Origin of the sequence: Bulleidia sp. HCP3S3_C9 (assembly GCF_052064035.1) — a bacterium.
GTDB lineage: Bacteria > Bacillota_I > Bacilli_A > Erysipelotrichales > Erysipelotrichaceae > Bulleidia.
The window spans coordinates 1-18,217 of sequence record NZ_JBQHWJ010000049.1 but is presented as its reverse complement, the minus strand read 5'-3'; the positions used below and the strand labels follow the sequence as shown (position 1 = coordinate 18,217).

The window sequence follows — 18,217 nt, the reverse complement described above, 5'->3', positions numbered from 1 at the left end:
TCTGAATAACTGCTTAGACATTAACTTTCTTTGGCTCATTTATTATATCTTATTATTTTGTTCATTCACAAAAATAGCTAATCTGCAACCACACGATTGTAGATTAGCCGATTTCTTAATTTCATAACATTTGTTTTCGTCATCTGATAATCTCGATAAACAGATGGTGTCCCATTCCAAAGTGATTCATAAAATGCAATCTGCTTATAAATATCAAAATCATGGTGTACCTGTAAATTCATAGAATGAAATGCTTTCAATCTACGCATACATTTATAGGTATCTTCTTCATTCAGTGGATCACATACTCTTGCATTTTCCAGATATTTTGTAATCTTATATCCATTTTCAGGATTGATATAAACAATATCATCGCAAATATCTTTATCATGAATAACTTGATATACTTCTGCCTCCTGTTTACGATCAATTAATTGATCTGTTCCTTCTCCAGGAATACGCATAATGTATTTTTGTTCATTACATGTAAATAAAAATGAACGATTTGTCATTCCTTTTTTCAAAACTTTAATATCTGTAATCTCTTGATTTGAAACATGCAAAGAATCGCAAATAATATTCATTGCATCTGACTTCAAATGATTAGAATGATGATCTAATTCTCTCAATTGTTCATACGTATTGATTTCTATGACATCACTTTCATGAACAACACGAGAATACAGGATATATTTTCCATCTTCATATAATGCATCTTCCCAGAATAAATTATCATTTTTAGCATTTTCACAAAGCTTAGCAATATTATTTCTCAATTCTGGTGCATCCTTATGATTCACATAGGCAATTCCAATCATATGATTGCCAGCTTCATCATTTCCTACATCTACCAGTTCTTCTTTTCGGTTCACACGAACAGGACTATTTCTATCTTTCTGATCATTTACCATATACCATGATACAAATTCATTTTTAGAAAATGGATTGATATCACACCAGATATCACACGGAATAATATAACAATTCTCTAAATGATCTTTCACTAAATTTAAGGAATATAAATTATTTTTTATAGAATAATCCGAATTATAAATTAAATTCACATGATATTGATCAATCAAAAATTCAAATTGTTCTTTCAAGAAACCAACAACAACATCAATTTCAACAATACCAGCTTCATGTAACTGTTTTATCAATCTCTCAATTAAAGTTTCATTGCCAACCTGTAATAAGCCTTTTGGAACTTCTGTATTAATCGGTACCATGCGCATACCAAAACCCGCAGCGAGTATCACAGCTCTCTGCGGTTGGTTTTCTTTGAGTTCATTGTATGCTTTTTCAGATAATTGCAAATTATCATTGATATAGCCTTGATCTATCAAGTGATTCACTGAACGATTTACTGTTCCTAATGAATAATTCGTAGATAAAGCAATACTTCTTTGTGTCTGATTACTTTTATCAAGTAAATTTTTTAGAATTGTACAATCTTGGATGTTCATAAAAACCTCTTTTTGTATTTTCATGAACATCATATCTCTTTACCATTATTTTTTCAATATTTATATACTTTTTTTCCTGCTAACAATTTTCTTTACCGTTATTTTTCACATTACTTTCTCTTTCAATATAGATTGGTCTTTTCTTTGTTTCTAAGTACGTTTTAGAAAGATATTGTCCCAATATTCCAATACACAATAACTGAATTCCACCAATGAGCATAATAATACACACTAATGAAGGCCACCCACTCGTAGGATCACCAAAAATCAATGTACGAACTACAATGAAGACAATCATCAATAGTGCAATCAATGAAAACAATACGCCAAAAATAGAAGCAATCTGTAAAGGCTTAACACTAAACGCTGTCATTCCTTCAATAGAATACTTAAACAACTCCCAGAATGACCATTTTGTATTTCCCGCAACTCTTTCCACATTCTCATAGGCAATCCATTTTGTACGAAATCCAATCCATCCAAAAATACCTTTTGAGAAACGATTATATTCGCACATAGAAAGAATGGCATCAACCATCTGACGCGTCATCATGCGATAATCTCTAGCACCATCTACAATCTTAGAATCTGAAATATGATTCATGATTTTATAAAACAATTTTGCAAAGAAAGAACGAATCAACGGTTCACCTTTTCGATTCATTCTACGCGTCGCTGCACTGTCATAACCTTCATGTACGATTGCTTCATACATTTCTGGTAAAAGAGAAGGCGGATCCTGTAAATCCGCATCCATAATGACAATAAAGTCACCTTTACAACGCTTTAAGCCAGCATAAATTGCTGCTTCTTTACCAAAATTTCTTGAAAAAGATATATATTTAATTCTTCCATCCATTTCAGAATATTTTTTTATTACAGATAATGTATTGTCGTTGGATCCATCATCAATGAAAAGATATTCAAAAGAAACATCTTTCATCTTTACAGATATTTTCTTTATCTCCTCATAGAAAAAAGGAAGAGCCTGCTCTTCATTAAAACATGGAACGATAACGCTCAATATTTTCATACAAAACTCCTCCTGGTTTTTTTATTTCTCTTCATATTTATTTTGATTCAGTTTATTAACCATATACATCATCGTTTCACCATTATTATTTTCAAGTTCTGATGTATTGTTAGTATTTGATGGTTTTTCCTTTGTTCTTTCTTCCAGTTCGTGTTCTGAATATCCATAATCATCAAAGTCAAAATCCGCTTTCTTTTCAGGTGCATAGATGCTCTGCAGATACCACTTCAACATTTTTTTCTCATTTAATGTTTCTCCAACATGGAATGCCATTTTACCAATCCATTTCATTTTCTTGCCAAATGGAACATGTTCTGTTGAATGAGAACCTGTATGTTTTCTATATTTCATTAATGGTTCTGTCAAAAACTTAATATGACCTGCTCTTTCAGCTAAAATACCAATCCATTGATCATGCATTGCCACTGTCTTAGGCATTGGTGTAATAAATGGAACCAGATCCTTCTTAAATGCCATACAGCTGCCTTGATATCCATTGATAAACAGATTCTTTAAGAATCCAAGTTTTACATTTCGATCAGAAAACAAGTCTTTTCCTAAAGGATTCAGGTTATCATCCACATATTCACAATTATGCATTACAGTCAGAATTGTTTTATCTGAATTGAAAGCATCCATCACCTTTTTCACTTTATCATCAGCCCAGACATCATCTTGATCAGACAAGAAAATATAAGCATTTGTACAATGTGTAATAGCATTTTCAAAGTTTGAGATAACACCTTTTTCTTCCCAATGATAAACTTTGATGATTTCATACTTACACACATACTCTTCAAGAATTTTTAGTGTATCATCAGTAGAATCATTGTAAGAAATAATCAACTCATCCATTTCATCTAACTGTTTCAAAATAGAATCCAGTTGTTCCCTTAAATATTTTCCCCCATTATATACAGCCATCGCTACAGATATATTCATATCTTAGTCCTCCAGTTCTTTTATGTTCTGATCTAATTGTTGATCAATGCAATGTCTATCAAAATATGCAAGAAATGTCTTTTTTACATTTTCTTTCATCATAAAATATTCTTCTTCAGATAAAGAAGTAATATTTTGAATCAATGCATCATTTACATTCAATCCAATTTTTTCACTTTCAACAAGCGATAAAGAATCTCCTTTGATATTATTAATCATAGGCAATCCATAAGACAGATAATCTAATGATTTCATTGTTAAACCAACATAAACACTATCTTTCATGATATTGAATCCAAAATGACAGTGTCTATAAATGTTTCTTTTCTTTTCTTCATCATAAACCAGACCATGATATGTATATGGGATGTGATGAATATCTAACTGTTGAAGAAATGCATCTTTATTTTCTCCATCACCAATAATATCCAAGTGAGCCTTTTTCAAGCGCATTATATCTTTTAAAATTGATACTATTTTATCAATATCAATAATGTGATTAATAGAACCACAATATAAGAAATTGATCTGCTCATTGAATCTATCATATGAATCAATCATATGATTATCCTGTGATAAATAAATTGTTGTCTGTTTCTTTGCATCAACAAATTGTTTTAATGTGTCTCTAAATAGATTACATTCAAAAGAAACAAGATCACAATCATTTAAATATCGATTTCTAAGTTTAGCCCACTGATTGAAAATACAAGCTCCAAGCTTTTTGATTTTATCAGATACGGGCAAGCTTTCCGGCCACATATCTAACACATCAAACCAGATTTTAACATTTTCATGCTTTCTTTTATACAAAGCAAATTGCTTCACCATACTATTTGGTGGAACCATGACATAGATCAACGATGCATCTGCATGTTTTTCAGCTACTTCCACGCATGCCTTCGCAAATTTCATATGAGAAGCAATTCTTGCATAAGAAAGATTCTTTTGATATTCACTGACATGAATGTAATGTACATCTTCTCTTTTCTTTGTATAGTATTGTTTTTTGACATGATCAAAATCCGCAAAATAAATCATGGTTTCATACCCATTTCTTTCTAATGCAGACTTTATGTATTGAATACGAATGTTATAGTCATCGTATGTGTCAAATATCAATGCTTTTTTCATATCACTGCTTTCAATGTATTTACCATTGTTTTAATTTCATTTAAGAAACTGAAATTCTCAATGGATGCAAGATTATATTTCATCTTGTCCGGAAGTACTTCATGAATATACGCATCATCAGGATCTTTTGCTTTTGATAAGATTTCATCTTCATCCTTGTACTGAATGGATGCAACAGAAGTAATTCCTGCCGGTAATAGAAGTGTTGCATACATTTCATCACTATATGCATTTACATACTTCACCACTTCTGGTCTAGTACCAACAAATGTCATATCACCAGCTAAAACATTTAACAATTGAGGAATTTCATCTAAACGACAATGTCTGATTTTTTCTCCAACTTTTGTGATTCTAGAATCATTTCCAACGGTCACTAATGATCCCTTCTTTTCCGCATTCTCACACATCGTTCTAAATTTAAAAATACGAAACTGTTTTCCATACGTAGTCACACGTACCTGTCTAAAAAAGACAGGTCCTTTTGAATCCAGCTTGATCCAGATAGAAACGACTAAAAATACAGGAGAAAGAATCATTAAAAGAAGCAAGGACATCACAATATCAAATATTCTCTTCATTATTAAAGAACATGTTCTTTTCTTTAATAATTCATAATAAGGTTTTACCTTATCATTTCTCATATATTCAGGTAATTTGTCCCAGCTTCTCAATATCATAATAATTTCATTTCTTCTAATGTACTTCTTAATGTCTGAATCACAATTTCAACATCTTCATTACTCAATAATGTATGTAATGGTAATGTAATTTCATTGTGATATAAGTGATATGCATTTGGGAAATCTTTAATATCCCATCCATATGCTTTATACCCACTCATCATTGGTAATGGTTTATAGTGGACATTTGTAGCCACGCCATTTTCTGCCATCCTTGTAATAATTTCATTTCTTTGTTCCACAGAGATATCAGGAATGCGAATCATATATAAATGTGCACTGGAATGATATGCATCACTGACATGTTGAATATGTTTAATGTGCATTGCATCCATTGCCTCATCATACTTCTTCACAATTTCATATCTTCTTTGAATCAAAGAAGGATATCTTTTTAATTGTACTAATCCAATCGCAGCCATGATATCTGTCATATTACATTTATACCAAGGTCCGACAATATCATATTCCCACGCACCAGCTTTTGTTTTCGCTAACGCATCTTTGCTTTGTCCATGTAAAGAATACAACTGATATAAATGATAGAGTTCTCCATCATCAATACCATCAATATGTTTCCATGTAGCACATCCGCCTTCTGCAGTTGTCAGATTCTTAACCGCATGGAAAGAAAAGGAAGTAAAGTCTGCAAGATTGCCTACAGTTACGCCATTTCTGCTTGCACCCAAAGCATGCGCACCATCCGCCACTACAATCACTCTTCCAATTGCTTTTTGAATATCATTTGTTGGATGAAATAAAGATTTCTTTTTTTCTACAATTTTGTAGATCGTATCATAGTCGCAAGGCACGCCACCCAAATCCACCGGTACAATTGCTTTTGTTTTTTCTGTAATTGCATTTTCTAATGCACGATAATCCATTTCAACACTGTCAATTTGTGAATCCACAAACTTTACTGTTGCGCCACAATGAATTGCCGCAGAAGCACTCGCAGTATATGTATACGCAGGAACGATAACTTCATCTCCCTCACCAATACCAAGAATTCTAAAATTCAATTCTTCCGCTGCTGTTGCACTATTTAAGCATACACAGTTATCAACTTTTAAATATTCACATAAATTCTTTTCGAATTGCTTTGTTCGTGGTCCTGTTGTGATCCATCCGCTTCTTAATGCATCACTCACTTCTTTGATTTCTTCTTCTGTAATATCAGGAGGAGAAAATGGAATAGGTTTACTCATGTTTATCACCTTCTTTAATTTTAATTATTATAGTTTATTTGATAAATATATACATTATCTTCATGATAAATTTCAGTAACCATATCCTTCCAACTACCCATAATTTCTGATTGTGAGAATAGATATTTTACTCCTGTTTTCTTTAAATCTTCTTCAGATAAAACACATGCAATAAAATCACCTGCTCTCACTAAAAACTCAGATTCATCTGTCTGACTTAAACTAACAGCCATATGTGCATATCTATTCCATACTTCTTCATATTTATTATCTGGATCTAATTTTTTCCACAAGCCAAAATTCGGAATGAAATTTGTTGAGTTAATTGTTGGCGCACCACATGCGATTAAAAAATTAGAACTTGCAAGAGAATCTAATGCAATCCATTTTCCGTTATGATCTTTTTTTGCAATTTCTTGCACTTTTTTGGCAGCAGGTTTACTTAATATTGCATCTACTCCTACCATAATCGGATTTACAAGCATTGCATTTAAAGTCAAGCATACAGATACAAAAACTGTACTTATTTTAAAGTTAAAATACTTTTTATCGACTTTTGATAAAATGCTTATCAACGAAATAATTGCAAGTATGCCAACAAATACAATTGCTACTATCCCCCTTTTTTGTGATGTATAAGAAACTGAATATGCTATGGCTGGATAAGCACTAATCAGAACTATTATTGTCGATTCCAATAAATTAATCTCCACTTTATTCTCATACACTTCACTTAAGCAAACAATCAAAATAATTACTAAAAGTAAACCTAAATAATCTACAGCTCTAGCAGGTATTGAATATGTTAACAACAATACTTTAGCAATTATTTTAGGCAGTTCAAATGTACAATAACATGTCAAGATAACTAGAGGAACGAACAAAAAGAACAGTAAATTATTCTTTTTCTTTTCTTTAAAAAGCACATCTGCCATTAAAATATATGCTAATGGAAAGCCAACCGGAAAACATCCAATTTCACACGGATTTCCAATGTCCCATAAGCTTGCGAATAGAACATAAAAGTACCCTAATAATTTCTTTATAGAATTTCCACCATATGATACTCTGCTTCCCGGATAAACGGTTTTTTGTATTGCTTCCATATATGGTGCATCAACTTGTAGATACCTCAATATAATACTTATCATAAATAAAACATCTATCACAAAAAATAACCAATCTTTTTTAGAAAATGTTTTCCAAGGCTTTTCATTAATAATCATCCAGACCATAATTGATAAAATTATATATCCCATAGGAACTTGCCAGGCAGGATATAAGTTCATACAATAATCTGCACCTGCTATTGCCAATACCATTCCAATTAATAGCCTAATATAACTATTCTTGCTTTTTAAAAAATAAAAGAATAGAACAAGAATCGCAGCACCACTTATTAATTGGTTGACAATTGACCACCACATATTAAAAGTTGAAAACCAAACCAAAGATGTTCCAAATATTGAAAGCAGTCTTTTATTTTTTGTTAATATCAAGAAAAGTTCATACCAAAAGGCAAAACCAAAAATCAACTTATAACCCCAAAAAAATGATAAACCATATTCTGCTCCAAGAAGTAAATAGCCCCATTTTGAAGGATCAGCAAGAATTGCATAATCTCTTATAATACTACCAGTTGCTACTAAACTGTTGTATTTGGTAGCATTAACTATATCATTGATTCCACTATAGTTAAAATACTTTCCAGAAAGAACTCGAGGAACATTAACCATCCATTCATCAGATCTTATTGGTCGACTCTTTCCAAATAAAGGGCTAATAAATTCTGATCCTTTACCATTTTGAATATACACATCAAACATTCCTAATGAAGATAAATTCAAACAATTCACAACAAAAAAAACTAATAATGCAAAATATATTATCCACCTATACTTATGCATTGTTTCATATATAGAATTTACTTCAAAAAAACAATGTAAACAAAAAAATGCGTATAAAAGAAAAATTATTTCGCATCTCCTAAAAAACATTTTTCTCCCACCCGGAAGACATTTAAATACATACAATGATGTCAAAATTGCAATAATTGTCAAAATTCCAAATAACAACCAATTATATTCTTTCTTCTTTTTCACTTACTTTCATCCTCTCTTTTTTTATCCAACAACGCAATTTTTTGCGTTAGATCTTTAATTTGAACAGACATTTTTGATACTGCTTGTGTCAACTCAAAAATAATTAACAATGAAAAGCAAAAACCTAAGAAAAAAACCATATTAATTGGTAAAGCAATTCCAATTAAATCTGAAATCCACGAAAGCAATTGCGGAAACAATGCAACTAGCAACAAAACAACTAATAATGTCAGCCAAGTCAACGTATATTGAAGTAGAAGTTTTTTTTCTCTTACTCTTTTAATTACTTCAAATAAAGTAAATAACACTGCAGCAAATAATAATATATGTAATCTTGTAGACATATCATTTGTTCTCCTTATGCTTTCTCGAACATTCAACAAAAATAGCTAAAGATACTTTAATCATATAATAAACAGAATCCCATAGTTTAATAGATGATTCCCCACCTTGTCTAGCTTTCATTTGAACAGGAACTTCAACAACTTTAAAATTGTTTTTTAATAAGCACACTACAGATTCTGGTTCCGGATAATCTCTAGGATAATCTTTAGCAAACATTTCAATTACTTTTCTATTTGCCATTCTAAATCCAGAAGTTGGATCAGTAATTGTTGCTTTTGTCAGCCAATGAATAATTTTTGTAAAATACATAATACCAACGCGTCTCATAAAAGTAGATTGAAAGCCTTCATTTTCAATAAATCTAGAACCAATCACCATATCTGCATTATCATTAACTAATGCATCACACAATTTGTCCAAAAAAGCTGGATTATGTTGTCCATCACCATCAACTTGTACAGCTACATCATATCCATTTTCAAATGCATATTTGTATCCTGTCTGTACTGCACCACCAATACCCAAATTTACAGGTAAATTAATATAGTTAATATGCTTTTCTTTCAAGACATCTAAAGTATTATCTTTTGAACAGTCATTAATTACGACATAATCGAATTCTGGTGCTTTCTTTTCTATTTCTTTTACTGTATTTGCGATATTTACACTTTCGTTAAACGCAGGAATAATAATAAGTTTTTTCATATAGTTAATATTATACTTTCAAAAAGTCGTAATGGCAAAACCATTACGACCCAGAACAATTTACTTTCCTAATTTCTTTAATTCTTCCTGTACATAGTCTGTAGTAAGAATCTTCTTCACTGTTCCTTCTACATCTAATCTCTTTGTGTTATGAGATGTATATGCTTCGTCTGCCATTGTGTGTACTTCACCATTTACAACAAATTTATCATAGTTCAGATCTCTGCTGTCTGCAGCAACTCTATAGTAGTTGCCCATATCTTCACTTCTGAGTCTTTCTTCTCTTGTCATCAGTGTTTCATACAGTTTTTCACCATGACGTGTTCCGATAATGTTTGTTCCTGTATCACCAAACAATTGTTGAACAGCCTTTGCTAAATCACCAATTGTTGAAGCATCTGCCTTTTGAATAAACAAGTCACCTGGATTAGCATGTTCAAATGCAAACTTGACAAGATCTACAGCTTCATCCAGATTCATCAAGAATCTTGTCATATTTGGATCTGTAATTGTAATAGGCTTTCCTGCTTTGATCTGATCGATGAATAGAGGAATTACAGAGCCTCTAGAACACATGACATTACCATATCTAGTACAGCAAATAACTGTTCCACCTCTTTCAGCAGCAACTCTAGCATTTGCATAAATTACGTGTTCCATCATTGCCTTTGAAATACCCATTGCATTGATTGGATATGCAGCCTTATCAGTAGACAGACATACAACTCTTTTAACACCACATTCAATTGCCGCATGAAGCATGTTATCTGTACCAATGACATTTGTTCTGACAGCTTCCATTGGGAAGAATTCACAGGATGGAACCTGCTTTAAAGCTGCAGCATGAAATACATAGTCAACTCCATGCATTGCATCCATGATACTCTGTGGATTTCTTACATCACCAATATAGAATTTCACTTTATTTGCTGTTTCTGGATGTTTTGCCTGTAACTCATGACGCATATCATCCTGTTTCTTTTCATCTCTTGAAAAAATACGAATTTCACCAATATCTGTTTCCAAGAAATGCTTGAGTACAGTATTACCAAATGAACCTGTACCACCTGTTATCATTAATGTTTTTCCACTAAATTCACTCATTTTTATAACCTCTTAAATCGTCTTATATATTATAAACCTATTTCTTAACATACACATTATTACTATGATGTGTTATTTGTTGATTTTCTGGAGGGGGGGTCATATATTCACCATATTGTTTTGTAAGAATTGTATCATATCCTCCTGGAATTTTAACATTATGTCCTTCAAATTGAGCTTCAAGAGATGTCTCGAAACATTCTTTTGGATACCTATCATCAAAAAAATCATATATTGAACAGCTTGTACCAACGATTTTTGCCTCATCATATGGTATTTCTGTTTCTACTTCTGTTAATGTTTTTAAAATTTCATCTCGATTTGCTGAACCATTTACTAAATTCAATAATTTACCTCTCTGTATAACACAAAATCGATATACCAATTTCAAAAAGCCAGATAAATTTAATTTCAAATCACCTAGATATAAAATAGAATTAACACCAAAGAATCTATATGATAATAATTTTATTTTTCGAAAATGTCTTTTATATTTCTTATCGTCTTCAGGCAATCCATCTAACGGAAAAATATCTATGTCAACTCCTAAATAATCGTTATTGTAATATTTAATACCTGATTCTATTTTTCGAGTATCCATATCACAAACTTTCATATATGTATGTTTTGCTCTTTTGTCAGTTGGATAAAATGCCATATAATTGTTTTCATGTTTAACATTATTAAATTTTTTTGCAAACACTTCATAATCTGGTCTTGGCATTTGAATATCTATATCATCATCCCAAGGGATAAAGCCTTTATGTCTTACCGCTCCAATTAATGTTCCATATGCCAAAAAATATCTTAAGTTTTCTTTTCTACAAAAAGCATCAATCTCCAATAAAATATTTAAAGCCCTTTGTTTATGTTCTTCAACAGACAATTCTCGCCATTCCTGGTTATCAATATTCACTAGTATTTCCTCCACACCATCTTGTTGACTACGCCAACATAAGACTGGATGATTTTAACAACTTTTGTTGATACATTTTCATCAACATAGTTTGGCACTGGCAATCCAATATCACCATTTCTATTCATTTCAACTGCTGTATCTACAGATTGAAGCAATCCTTTTTCATCAATTCCTGACAAGATAAAGTCTGCTTTATCTAATGCTTCTGGTCTTTCTGTACTTGTTCGAATACATACTGCAGGGAATGGATGACCTACACTTGTGAAGAAACTGCTTTCTTCCGGAAGTGTTCCACTGTCAGATACCACACAGAACGCATTCATCTGCAGACAGTTATAATCATGGAAACCTAATGGTTCATGCTGGATAACTCTTGGATCAAGTTTGAATCCAGATGTTTCCAGTCTCTTTCTGCTTCTTGGATGACAACTGTAAAGAATAGGCATATCATACTTCTCTGCCATTTTGTTAATTGCATTGAATAATGACAGGAAATTCTTTTCTGTATCAATATTCTCTTCTCTATGTGCACTCAAAAGAATATACTTTCCTTTTTCCAGTCCCAGCTTAGAATGAATATCACTGTTTTCAATTTCTTCCAGGTTATTATGTAATACTTCCGCCATTGGAGAACCTGTTACGTACGTTCTTTCCTTTGGCAAACCTGTATCCGCAAGATATCTTCTTGCATGTTCAGAATAAGCCATATTCACATCAGAAATAATATCTACGATTCTTCTGTTTGTTTCTTCTGGAAGACATTCATCCTTACATCTGTTTCCAGCTTCCATATGGAAAATTGGAATATGCAGTCGCTTAGCACCAATCACTGACAAGCAACTGTTTGTATCGCCCAGTACAAGTACACCTTCAGGTTTAATATCAACCATCAGCTTGTAGCTTTCCGCAATGATATTTCCCATTGTTTCTCCAAGATCATTACCTACTGCATTGAGATATACTTCAGGATCTTTCAGTTTCAGATCTTTAAAGAAAATACCATTTAAGTTATAGTCATAGTTCTGCCCAGTATGCGCAAGAGTGACATCAAAGTACTGTCTGCACTTATTGATTACTGCAGATAATCGAATAATTTCTGGTCGTGTTCCTACGATAATCAATAATTTCAGCTTTCCATTTTCTTGCCATTTAATATTAGTATAATCAGACATTATGCGTTCTCCTTTTTCACTGGTTCAAAGAATGTATCTGGATGTTCTGGATTGAAAATTTCATTACATGTCATTACAGTTACAAGATTCTCTGTTTCTGACAAATTAATAATGTTATGTGTCCATCCAGGGATCATATGAACTGCTTCTATTTTGTCACCTGAAACTTCAAATTCAACTTCTTCTCCAGTATTAATGTTTCTTTCCTGAATTAATCCATGTCCTTGTACAACAATAAACAGTTCCCATTTGCTGTTGTGCCAGTGCTGACCTTTTGTAATTCCAGGTTTACTGATATTGATAGATACCTGTCCACAATCCTCTGTATGCAGAAGTTCTGTAAATGAGCCTCTATCATCAACATTCATCTTCATTGCATATTTAAACTTATCTGTAGGTAAATATGTAAGATATAAACTGTATAGCTTCTTAGCAAATGACCCTTCCGGCATCTTAGGCATCATCAATGTAACTGGTTCCTGCTTAAACTGCTCTAGAAGATCAACAATTTCTCCCAATGTAACTTTATGTGTTACTGGAACACAACAATATCTTCCATCCTCTTTCAACACTGTTTCTACACCATCAAATTCACAATGCTTTTCTTTACCCTCTAACAGATCAAACATTCCTTCTACAAGATCATCAATATATAAAAGTTCAAGTTCTGTACTTCTGTCATTTACTGTAAATTCTTCATCATTTGCAACGCAGTAGCAGAATGTACTGACCGCACTGTTATATCTAGGTCTTGAATGTCCCATCAGATTAGGGAATCTATAAACAGCTACTTTAGCACCTGTTTCTTTAGAATATTCAAAGAACAACTCTTCTCCAGCCTTTTTGCTTCTTCCATATTCACTGTCTCCAAATCTTCCTGACAAGGTTGCCTGAATCGAAGAAGAAAGCATAATTGTCGCTTTATTGTTATATTTCTTCAATGTATCCAGCAATGTAGAAGCAAAGCCAAAGTTTCCTTGCATGAATTCTTCTGGATTCTTTGGTCGATTCACTCCGGCAAGATTAAACACAAAATCACATTTTGAACAATATTCTTCCAGCTGATCATATGTACTGTCCATATCATATTCATAGATTTCATCAATTATAATCGCTGGTCTTGTTTTATTTTTCCCATCTCTAATGTTTTTAAGATTATTAACCAAAGCAGTACCAACCATTCCTTTAGAACCTGTCACTAAAATGTTCATAATTTTTGATTCCTTTCTATGAGATCTTTCATCATTTGTTCTAATTCATCTAAGAGTTTTTCTTTATCAAAATGTTCTTGGTAATATATTTTACCATTATTACCTAATCCTTTTATATCACTCTCGTCTTTTGAAGCTTCTAAGATATATTCTGCCATTTTCTTTTCATCTGAAGAATTTGCACAGTATCCACAATCTGCTTCTTTAATAACTCGTTGTGTTTCACCGTTAATAGCTCCAATAATTGGTTTTCCTGCTAACATATAAGATTGCATCTTTGCTGGCAACGTATAATTCACAACTTGGTTATCTTTCATCGTAATTAATAAAGCATCTGCTTTCGTATAAAACTCCTTCATCTTTTCAACAGGATACGAACCATAAAATGTAATATTCTCTAATCCTTTTTCTGAAGCAATTTTTTCACAGGCTTCGCGATTCATTCCATCTCCAACAATATGGAAATGAATTTTTTTATTATCTTTTAATAGAACAGCTGCTTTTACAATTGTTTCAACATCAGCGGCTGGGCCAATATTTCCAGCATATAACACATCATAGATTCCATTGACTTCTTTTCCAACTTTACCATAAACATCTTCGGCATATTGAGGCCAATACTTTAACCCATATTTTTCGCTTGATAAATGCAATACATTATTAAAATAGCTTTCAAATGACTTAGATGTGATTGTAATTAAATCTGCCTGACTATATATTTTCACGCTATAGTTATACAAAATTTTATAAAATAAGCTCTTATCACTAAAAGGTCCAGCAGTAACACTGATTGGCCATTGATCTAGACAATCAATAATCAAAGGAATATGAAATTTATTTTTCGCAACAATTGCAGGAGCAACCATTGATACAGGTGATGTCTCATAAGAAAAGACAATATCATATTCACCATCTAATTGTTTTGCCTTATGTTTACCACTTAACGCAAACCAAAGATAATTTAATCCAAACTGAAGAATATTCTTCCCTCTTCCAACTAAAGAACAACGAATAACGTGAACTCCATTGATCCATTCGTCTCTATTTTCTCCATGTTGATAACCTGGATAAATCTTTCCTTCAGGATAATTTGGAAGTCCCGTTAACATTGTGACTTCATGACCTCTTTTTGCAAGAGAAAAACAGATATCGTTAATACGAAATTGTTCAGGATAGAAATGTTGTCCAACTACTAATATTTTCATAAATTTCACCTTTTCTATAATACCACAAACGTTATTTCATTGCTTACTTACACAAAAAACAACTATAACGAGTATAGTTGTAAATATGATGAAATAAAATCATCTGGTATTTCTTCTTTTCTGCAGTTTTTATATTGTTCTTTATTCACAATATCTGCAACTTCTTCAAGATTTCCTTTTCCAACCGTCATTCCATAATACTTTGCTGATTCAGGGCTGCCACCAGTGTTATACGTAATCACCGGCGTCCCACATGCAATTGCTTCTAAATTTGTTGTTGGATAATTATCTTCATAGGTCAAATTCAAAAACACATCTGCGCAACTGTACCATTGTGCTAATTCTTGAACATTAGATGTATGTTCAATGCCTATCACATTCTTTGGAATGGATTTCAATTGTTTTTTATTCAATCCAATCAACACAATCACATAATCCTCATTCAATTTTTTGGATAATTGAATAAAATCATCCAATCCTTTTCTTTTTTCCCAAATACTAGCAACACCTAATACTACTTTTTTATTCAAAATATGATGTTTTTCTTTCAAGTTACTTGCAACAGGATAGAATACGCCATAGTTAATTTGGTTATGTATTACTTTGACATCATACTCTTTTAAATATGATTCTTTGACTAGATCTGCCAGCCATTTTGACGGAGTAATCAAAGTCATATTTGAAATGCCTGTAAACATGTTCTTTTTCACAAGATAATTTTCTTTTGATCTATCCAATAACACACTTGGAGGATATTCATGCTTTAATTCACAATGAAAGCAACCAGTCTTCCATTTTTTACAATCTACAAAATCAAAATACGCACAATGTCCAGTGAACGTCCAACAATCATGCAGTGTCCACAATATCTTTTTATTACATTCTTTCAAGTAATTAAATAAAGTTGGAACATGTATGTAATAACCATGAATGTTATGGAGATGAATAACATCTGGGTTATATTCTTTTACCCAACTAATAAATTGTTCTGTCACTTTTTTACTTAACATCCCAGAATTATCCATAAGTAAAGATTCGCCAATATGAAAATAAACACCTAACTGGTTACCAATTTTTACAGCATATTTTTTATATATTTCTGGAACATCAAATCGACCGTATGCAATTTTAACTTCATTTCCCTGCTTTTCCAATGCATCTGCAATATCAGTACAAATTCTACCCGTACTTCGAATTCCACATACACTATTAATCATTAATATTTTCATAAATAATTACCTTTTCAAAATACTCGTTACAAGTTTTCCTATATGACTTTTGTTATTTTTCCAAAGAAGTAAACAAAATATTGAGTAAGTTATTACACCTGTAAAAACTTGAATTATCACTTTCAATACTACTGGACAAGTTATTAAAGTTACTGCTCTTACACACAAAAACATTATAAACGCGAAAAAATAATAAGCTAAATTAATCAATAATGATTTTTTTGAAATTTCATTATCAATTTTAAAGAATCCTACAATCAATACTACTAACTCCGAAAATTCTGCACTGATCGTCCCTATAACTGCCCCTGTTGCCCCAAATTTAGGTATAAGCAAATAATTCATTATTAAATTAACTATTGCCGCAATTACAACAGAAAATGTAAAATAATTTTCTCTATGAGATGGAACATACACTTCATTTTTCAACAATGTTGAATAGGTTTTTAATATAATAGCGGGACAAAGTAAATAAGTTAATTGAATACAGGGCGAAAATGATTGTCCAAAAAATAAAGGCACAAACTCTTTTGCAATACCAGCAACACCAAAAGCCAATGGGCAAGCAATACAAGTATACAATTCGAAACTTTCTAGTAATACTTTATTTATTTCTTTTTTATCTCCAATCGCATAAAGTGAAGACAACCTTGCTAAAAAGACAGTTCCAATACCTCCGATGATACCTTCAGGAACATACACCAACATATCTGCGTTATAATAGTAGCCAGATTGTGCTTTTGTACTAAACCATCCAAGCATAGATTTATCCATAACCTGAAAAACCGTTTGTGCAATTACAGGAAAAAACAAAATTATATTTGCTTTTGCATGTTTTATTATTTCATCAAAATCTGGTTTCACAAAATCAATTTCTTTTTTTAAACTAAACCACAATGCAATTTGGCTTACTAAGGTTCCTCCTGCCATCGCTATTGTATATGCAATTACACCACTTTCTTTATTTACCAAAGTAAAAGTTAAAACCATTGTTATTACTTTAATTAAAATTCCTCTTGTAATGGTTACTTTAATTTTCTCTATGCCATAGAAAAACCAGCTTATATCAAATAAACAGGATATCACCATCATTCCTTGAAGCAAAGCAACTGATAAATCTTGCGTAACAAAAAAATAACAATACAAGAAGTATAGAGTGATTGCTAATATAGAACTAATAATTTGAAAGAAAAAAATATTAATAAAATTTTCAGATATTTTTTTCTTATTTCCATTTGCAGAAGCAATGCTTCTACATCCATAATCTTCTACACCGAGTAATGCAAATAACATAAAATACTTACACATTGACAATGTATATGAATATGTTCCAACTCCTTCAACACCCAACATACGTGACACAAACGGAGTTGTAATCAATGGAGTCAATGTTAAAAATATTTGATATATCGTTTGAAATACAACATTAAAACCCAAACTTTTTTTTTGCATTTCTTTATTCTTTCTCCTGGTATATTGTTGAAGACTCATAAAACAAGTCATTCACAATATACTCACTCTTTCTATCAATCCTGTTTAACCGTGATTGATAACGGTTCGATGTATCTTGTAGAATATTGAAATATGTGAATGTGGATTTGTAGTTCTCCCTGTAGCTTTGACTACTTTGATAAGGGTCTTACCACGACTTATTCCAGAACAATGATTAGTTAGATGAGTCTTTGAATTCGTATTTTGCACCAGGTTTTGTGGTTTAAGTGTTGTGGTATCAAACACATCGCATTTATTTTTGAAAGGA

Annotated in this window: 16 protein-coding genes; all 16 read right to left on the bottom strand. The window is 31.8% G+C overall.

Annotated features, from left to right (window positions below; translation table 11 throughout):
• Nucleotides 1–77: 77 nt before the first annotated feature.
• Nucleotides 78–1,466, bottom strand: coding sequence for an NTP transferase domain-containing protein (locus ACTND6_RS08565; protein ID WP_441045094.1), 1,389 nt, complete (start codon nt 1,464–1,466; stop codon nt 78–80).
• Between the two features lie 79 nt (nt 1,467–1,545).
• Nucleotides 1,546–2,499 carry a glycosyltransferase family 2 protein gene (locus tag ACTND6_RS08560; RefSeq protein ID WP_441021703.1) on the bottom strand — a complete coding sequence of 318 codons (954 nt, stop codon included), beginning with the start codon at nt 2,497–2,499 and terminating at the stop codon, nt 1,546–1,548.
• Between the two features lie 21 nt (nt 2,500–2,520).
• On the bottom strand, nt 2,521–3,441 hold the full coding sequence (locus ACTND6_RS08555) for a glycosyltransferase family 2 protein (RefSeq protein WP_441021701.1): 921 nt from the start codon (nt 3,439–3,441) through the stop codon (nt 2,521–2,523).
• A 3-nt stretch (nt 3,442–3,444) separates the two neighbouring features.
• Entirely contained in the window at nt 3,445–4,575 is a 1,131-nt protein-coding gene (locus ACTND6_RS08550) for a hypothetical protein (protein WP_441021699.1), read from the bottom strand.
• Nucleotides 4,572–5,219, bottom strand: coding sequence for a sugar transferase (locus ACTND6_RS08545; RefSeq protein WP_441021697.1), 648 nt, complete (start codon nt 5,217–5,219; stop codon nt 4,572–4,574). Before ACTND6_RS08545 ends, ACTND6_RS08550 begins: the two co-directional genes overlap by 4 nt.
• Before the next feature lie 32 nt (nt 5,220–5,251).
• Nucleotides 5,252–6,466 (bottom strand): DegT/DnrJ/EryC1/StrS family aminotransferase, encoded by a 1,215-nt coding sequence (locus ACTND6_RS08540; RefSeq protein ID WP_441021695.1) that lies wholly within the window; start codon nt 6,464–6,466, stop codon nt 5,252–5,254.
• 20 nt (nt 6,467–6,486) lie between these two features.
• Nucleotides 6,487–8,568, bottom strand: a complete 2,082-nt coding sequence (locus ACTND6_RS08535; protein WP_441021693.1) for a DUF7657 domain-containing protein — start codon at nt 8,566–8,568, stop codon at nt 6,487–6,489.
• Nucleotides 8,565–8,912, bottom strand: a complete 348-nt coding sequence (locus ACTND6_RS08530; RefSeq protein ID WP_441021691.1) for a DUF2304 domain-containing protein — start codon at nt 8,910–8,912, stop codon at nt 8,565–8,567. Before ACTND6_RS08530 ends, ACTND6_RS08535 begins: the two co-directional genes overlap by 4 nt.
• Before the next feature lies 1 nt (nt 8,913).
• Nucleotides 8,914–9,618 carry a glycosyltransferase family 2 protein gene (locus tag ACTND6_RS08525; protein WP_441021689.1) on the bottom strand — a complete coding sequence of 235 codons (705 nt, stop codon included), beginning with the start codon at nt 9,616–9,618 and terminating at the stop codon, nt 8,914–8,916.
• 60 nt (nt 9,619–9,678) lie between these two features.
• The gene (locus tag ACTND6_RS08520) at nt 9,679–10,722 is read right to left on the bottom strand and encodes a polysaccharide biosynthesis protein (protein ID WP_441021687.1); all 1,044 of its coding nucleotides are present in this window, start codon (nt 10,720–10,722) and stop codon (nt 9,679–9,681) included.
• Between the two features lie 37 nt (nt 10,723–10,759).
• A complete protein-coding gene (locus ACTND6_RS08515) occupies nt 10,760–11,638 on the bottom strand; it encodes a LicD family protein (protein ID WP_441045092.1) in 879 nt (292 codons plus the stop codon).
• Nucleotides 11,638–12,813, bottom strand: a complete 1,176-nt coding sequence (gene wecB, locus ACTND6_RS08510) for a non-hydrolyzing UDP-N-acetylglucosamine 2-epimerase (RefSeq protein ID WP_441024008.1) — start codon at nt 12,811–12,813, stop codon at nt 11,638–11,640. The genes ACTND6_RS08515 and wecB overlap by 1 nt, the downstream gene beginning before the upstream one ends.
• Nucleotides 12,813–14,024, bottom strand: coding sequence for a polysaccharide biosynthesis C-terminal domain-containing protein (locus ACTND6_RS08505; protein WP_441024009.1), 1,212 nt, complete (start codon nt 14,022–14,024; stop codon nt 12,813–12,815). The genes wecB and ACTND6_RS08505 overlap by 1 nt, the downstream gene beginning before the upstream one ends.
• Nucleotides 14,021–15,229 carry a glycosyltransferase family 4 protein gene (locus ACTND6_RS08500; protein WP_441024012.1) on the bottom strand — a complete coding sequence of 403 codons (1,209 nt, stop codon included), beginning with the start codon at nt 15,227–15,229 and terminating at the stop codon, nt 14,021–14,023. Before ACTND6_RS08500 ends, ACTND6_RS08505 begins: the two co-directional genes overlap by 4 nt.
• Nucleotides 15,230–15,291: 62 nt before the next feature.
• Complete coding sequence (locus ACTND6_RS08495) at nt 15,292–16,458, bottom strand: glycosyltransferase (RefSeq protein WP_441024015.1); 1,167 nt, start codon at nt 16,456–16,458, stop codon at nt 15,292–15,294.
• Nucleotides 16,459–16,464: 6 nt separating this feature from the next.
• Nucleotides 16,465–17,910, bottom strand: coding sequence for an oligosaccharide flippase family protein (locus tag ACTND6_RS08490; protein ID WP_441024017.1), 1,446 nt, complete (start codon nt 17,908–17,910; stop codon nt 16,465–16,467).
• Nucleotides 17,911–18,217: the final 307 nt, after the last annotated feature.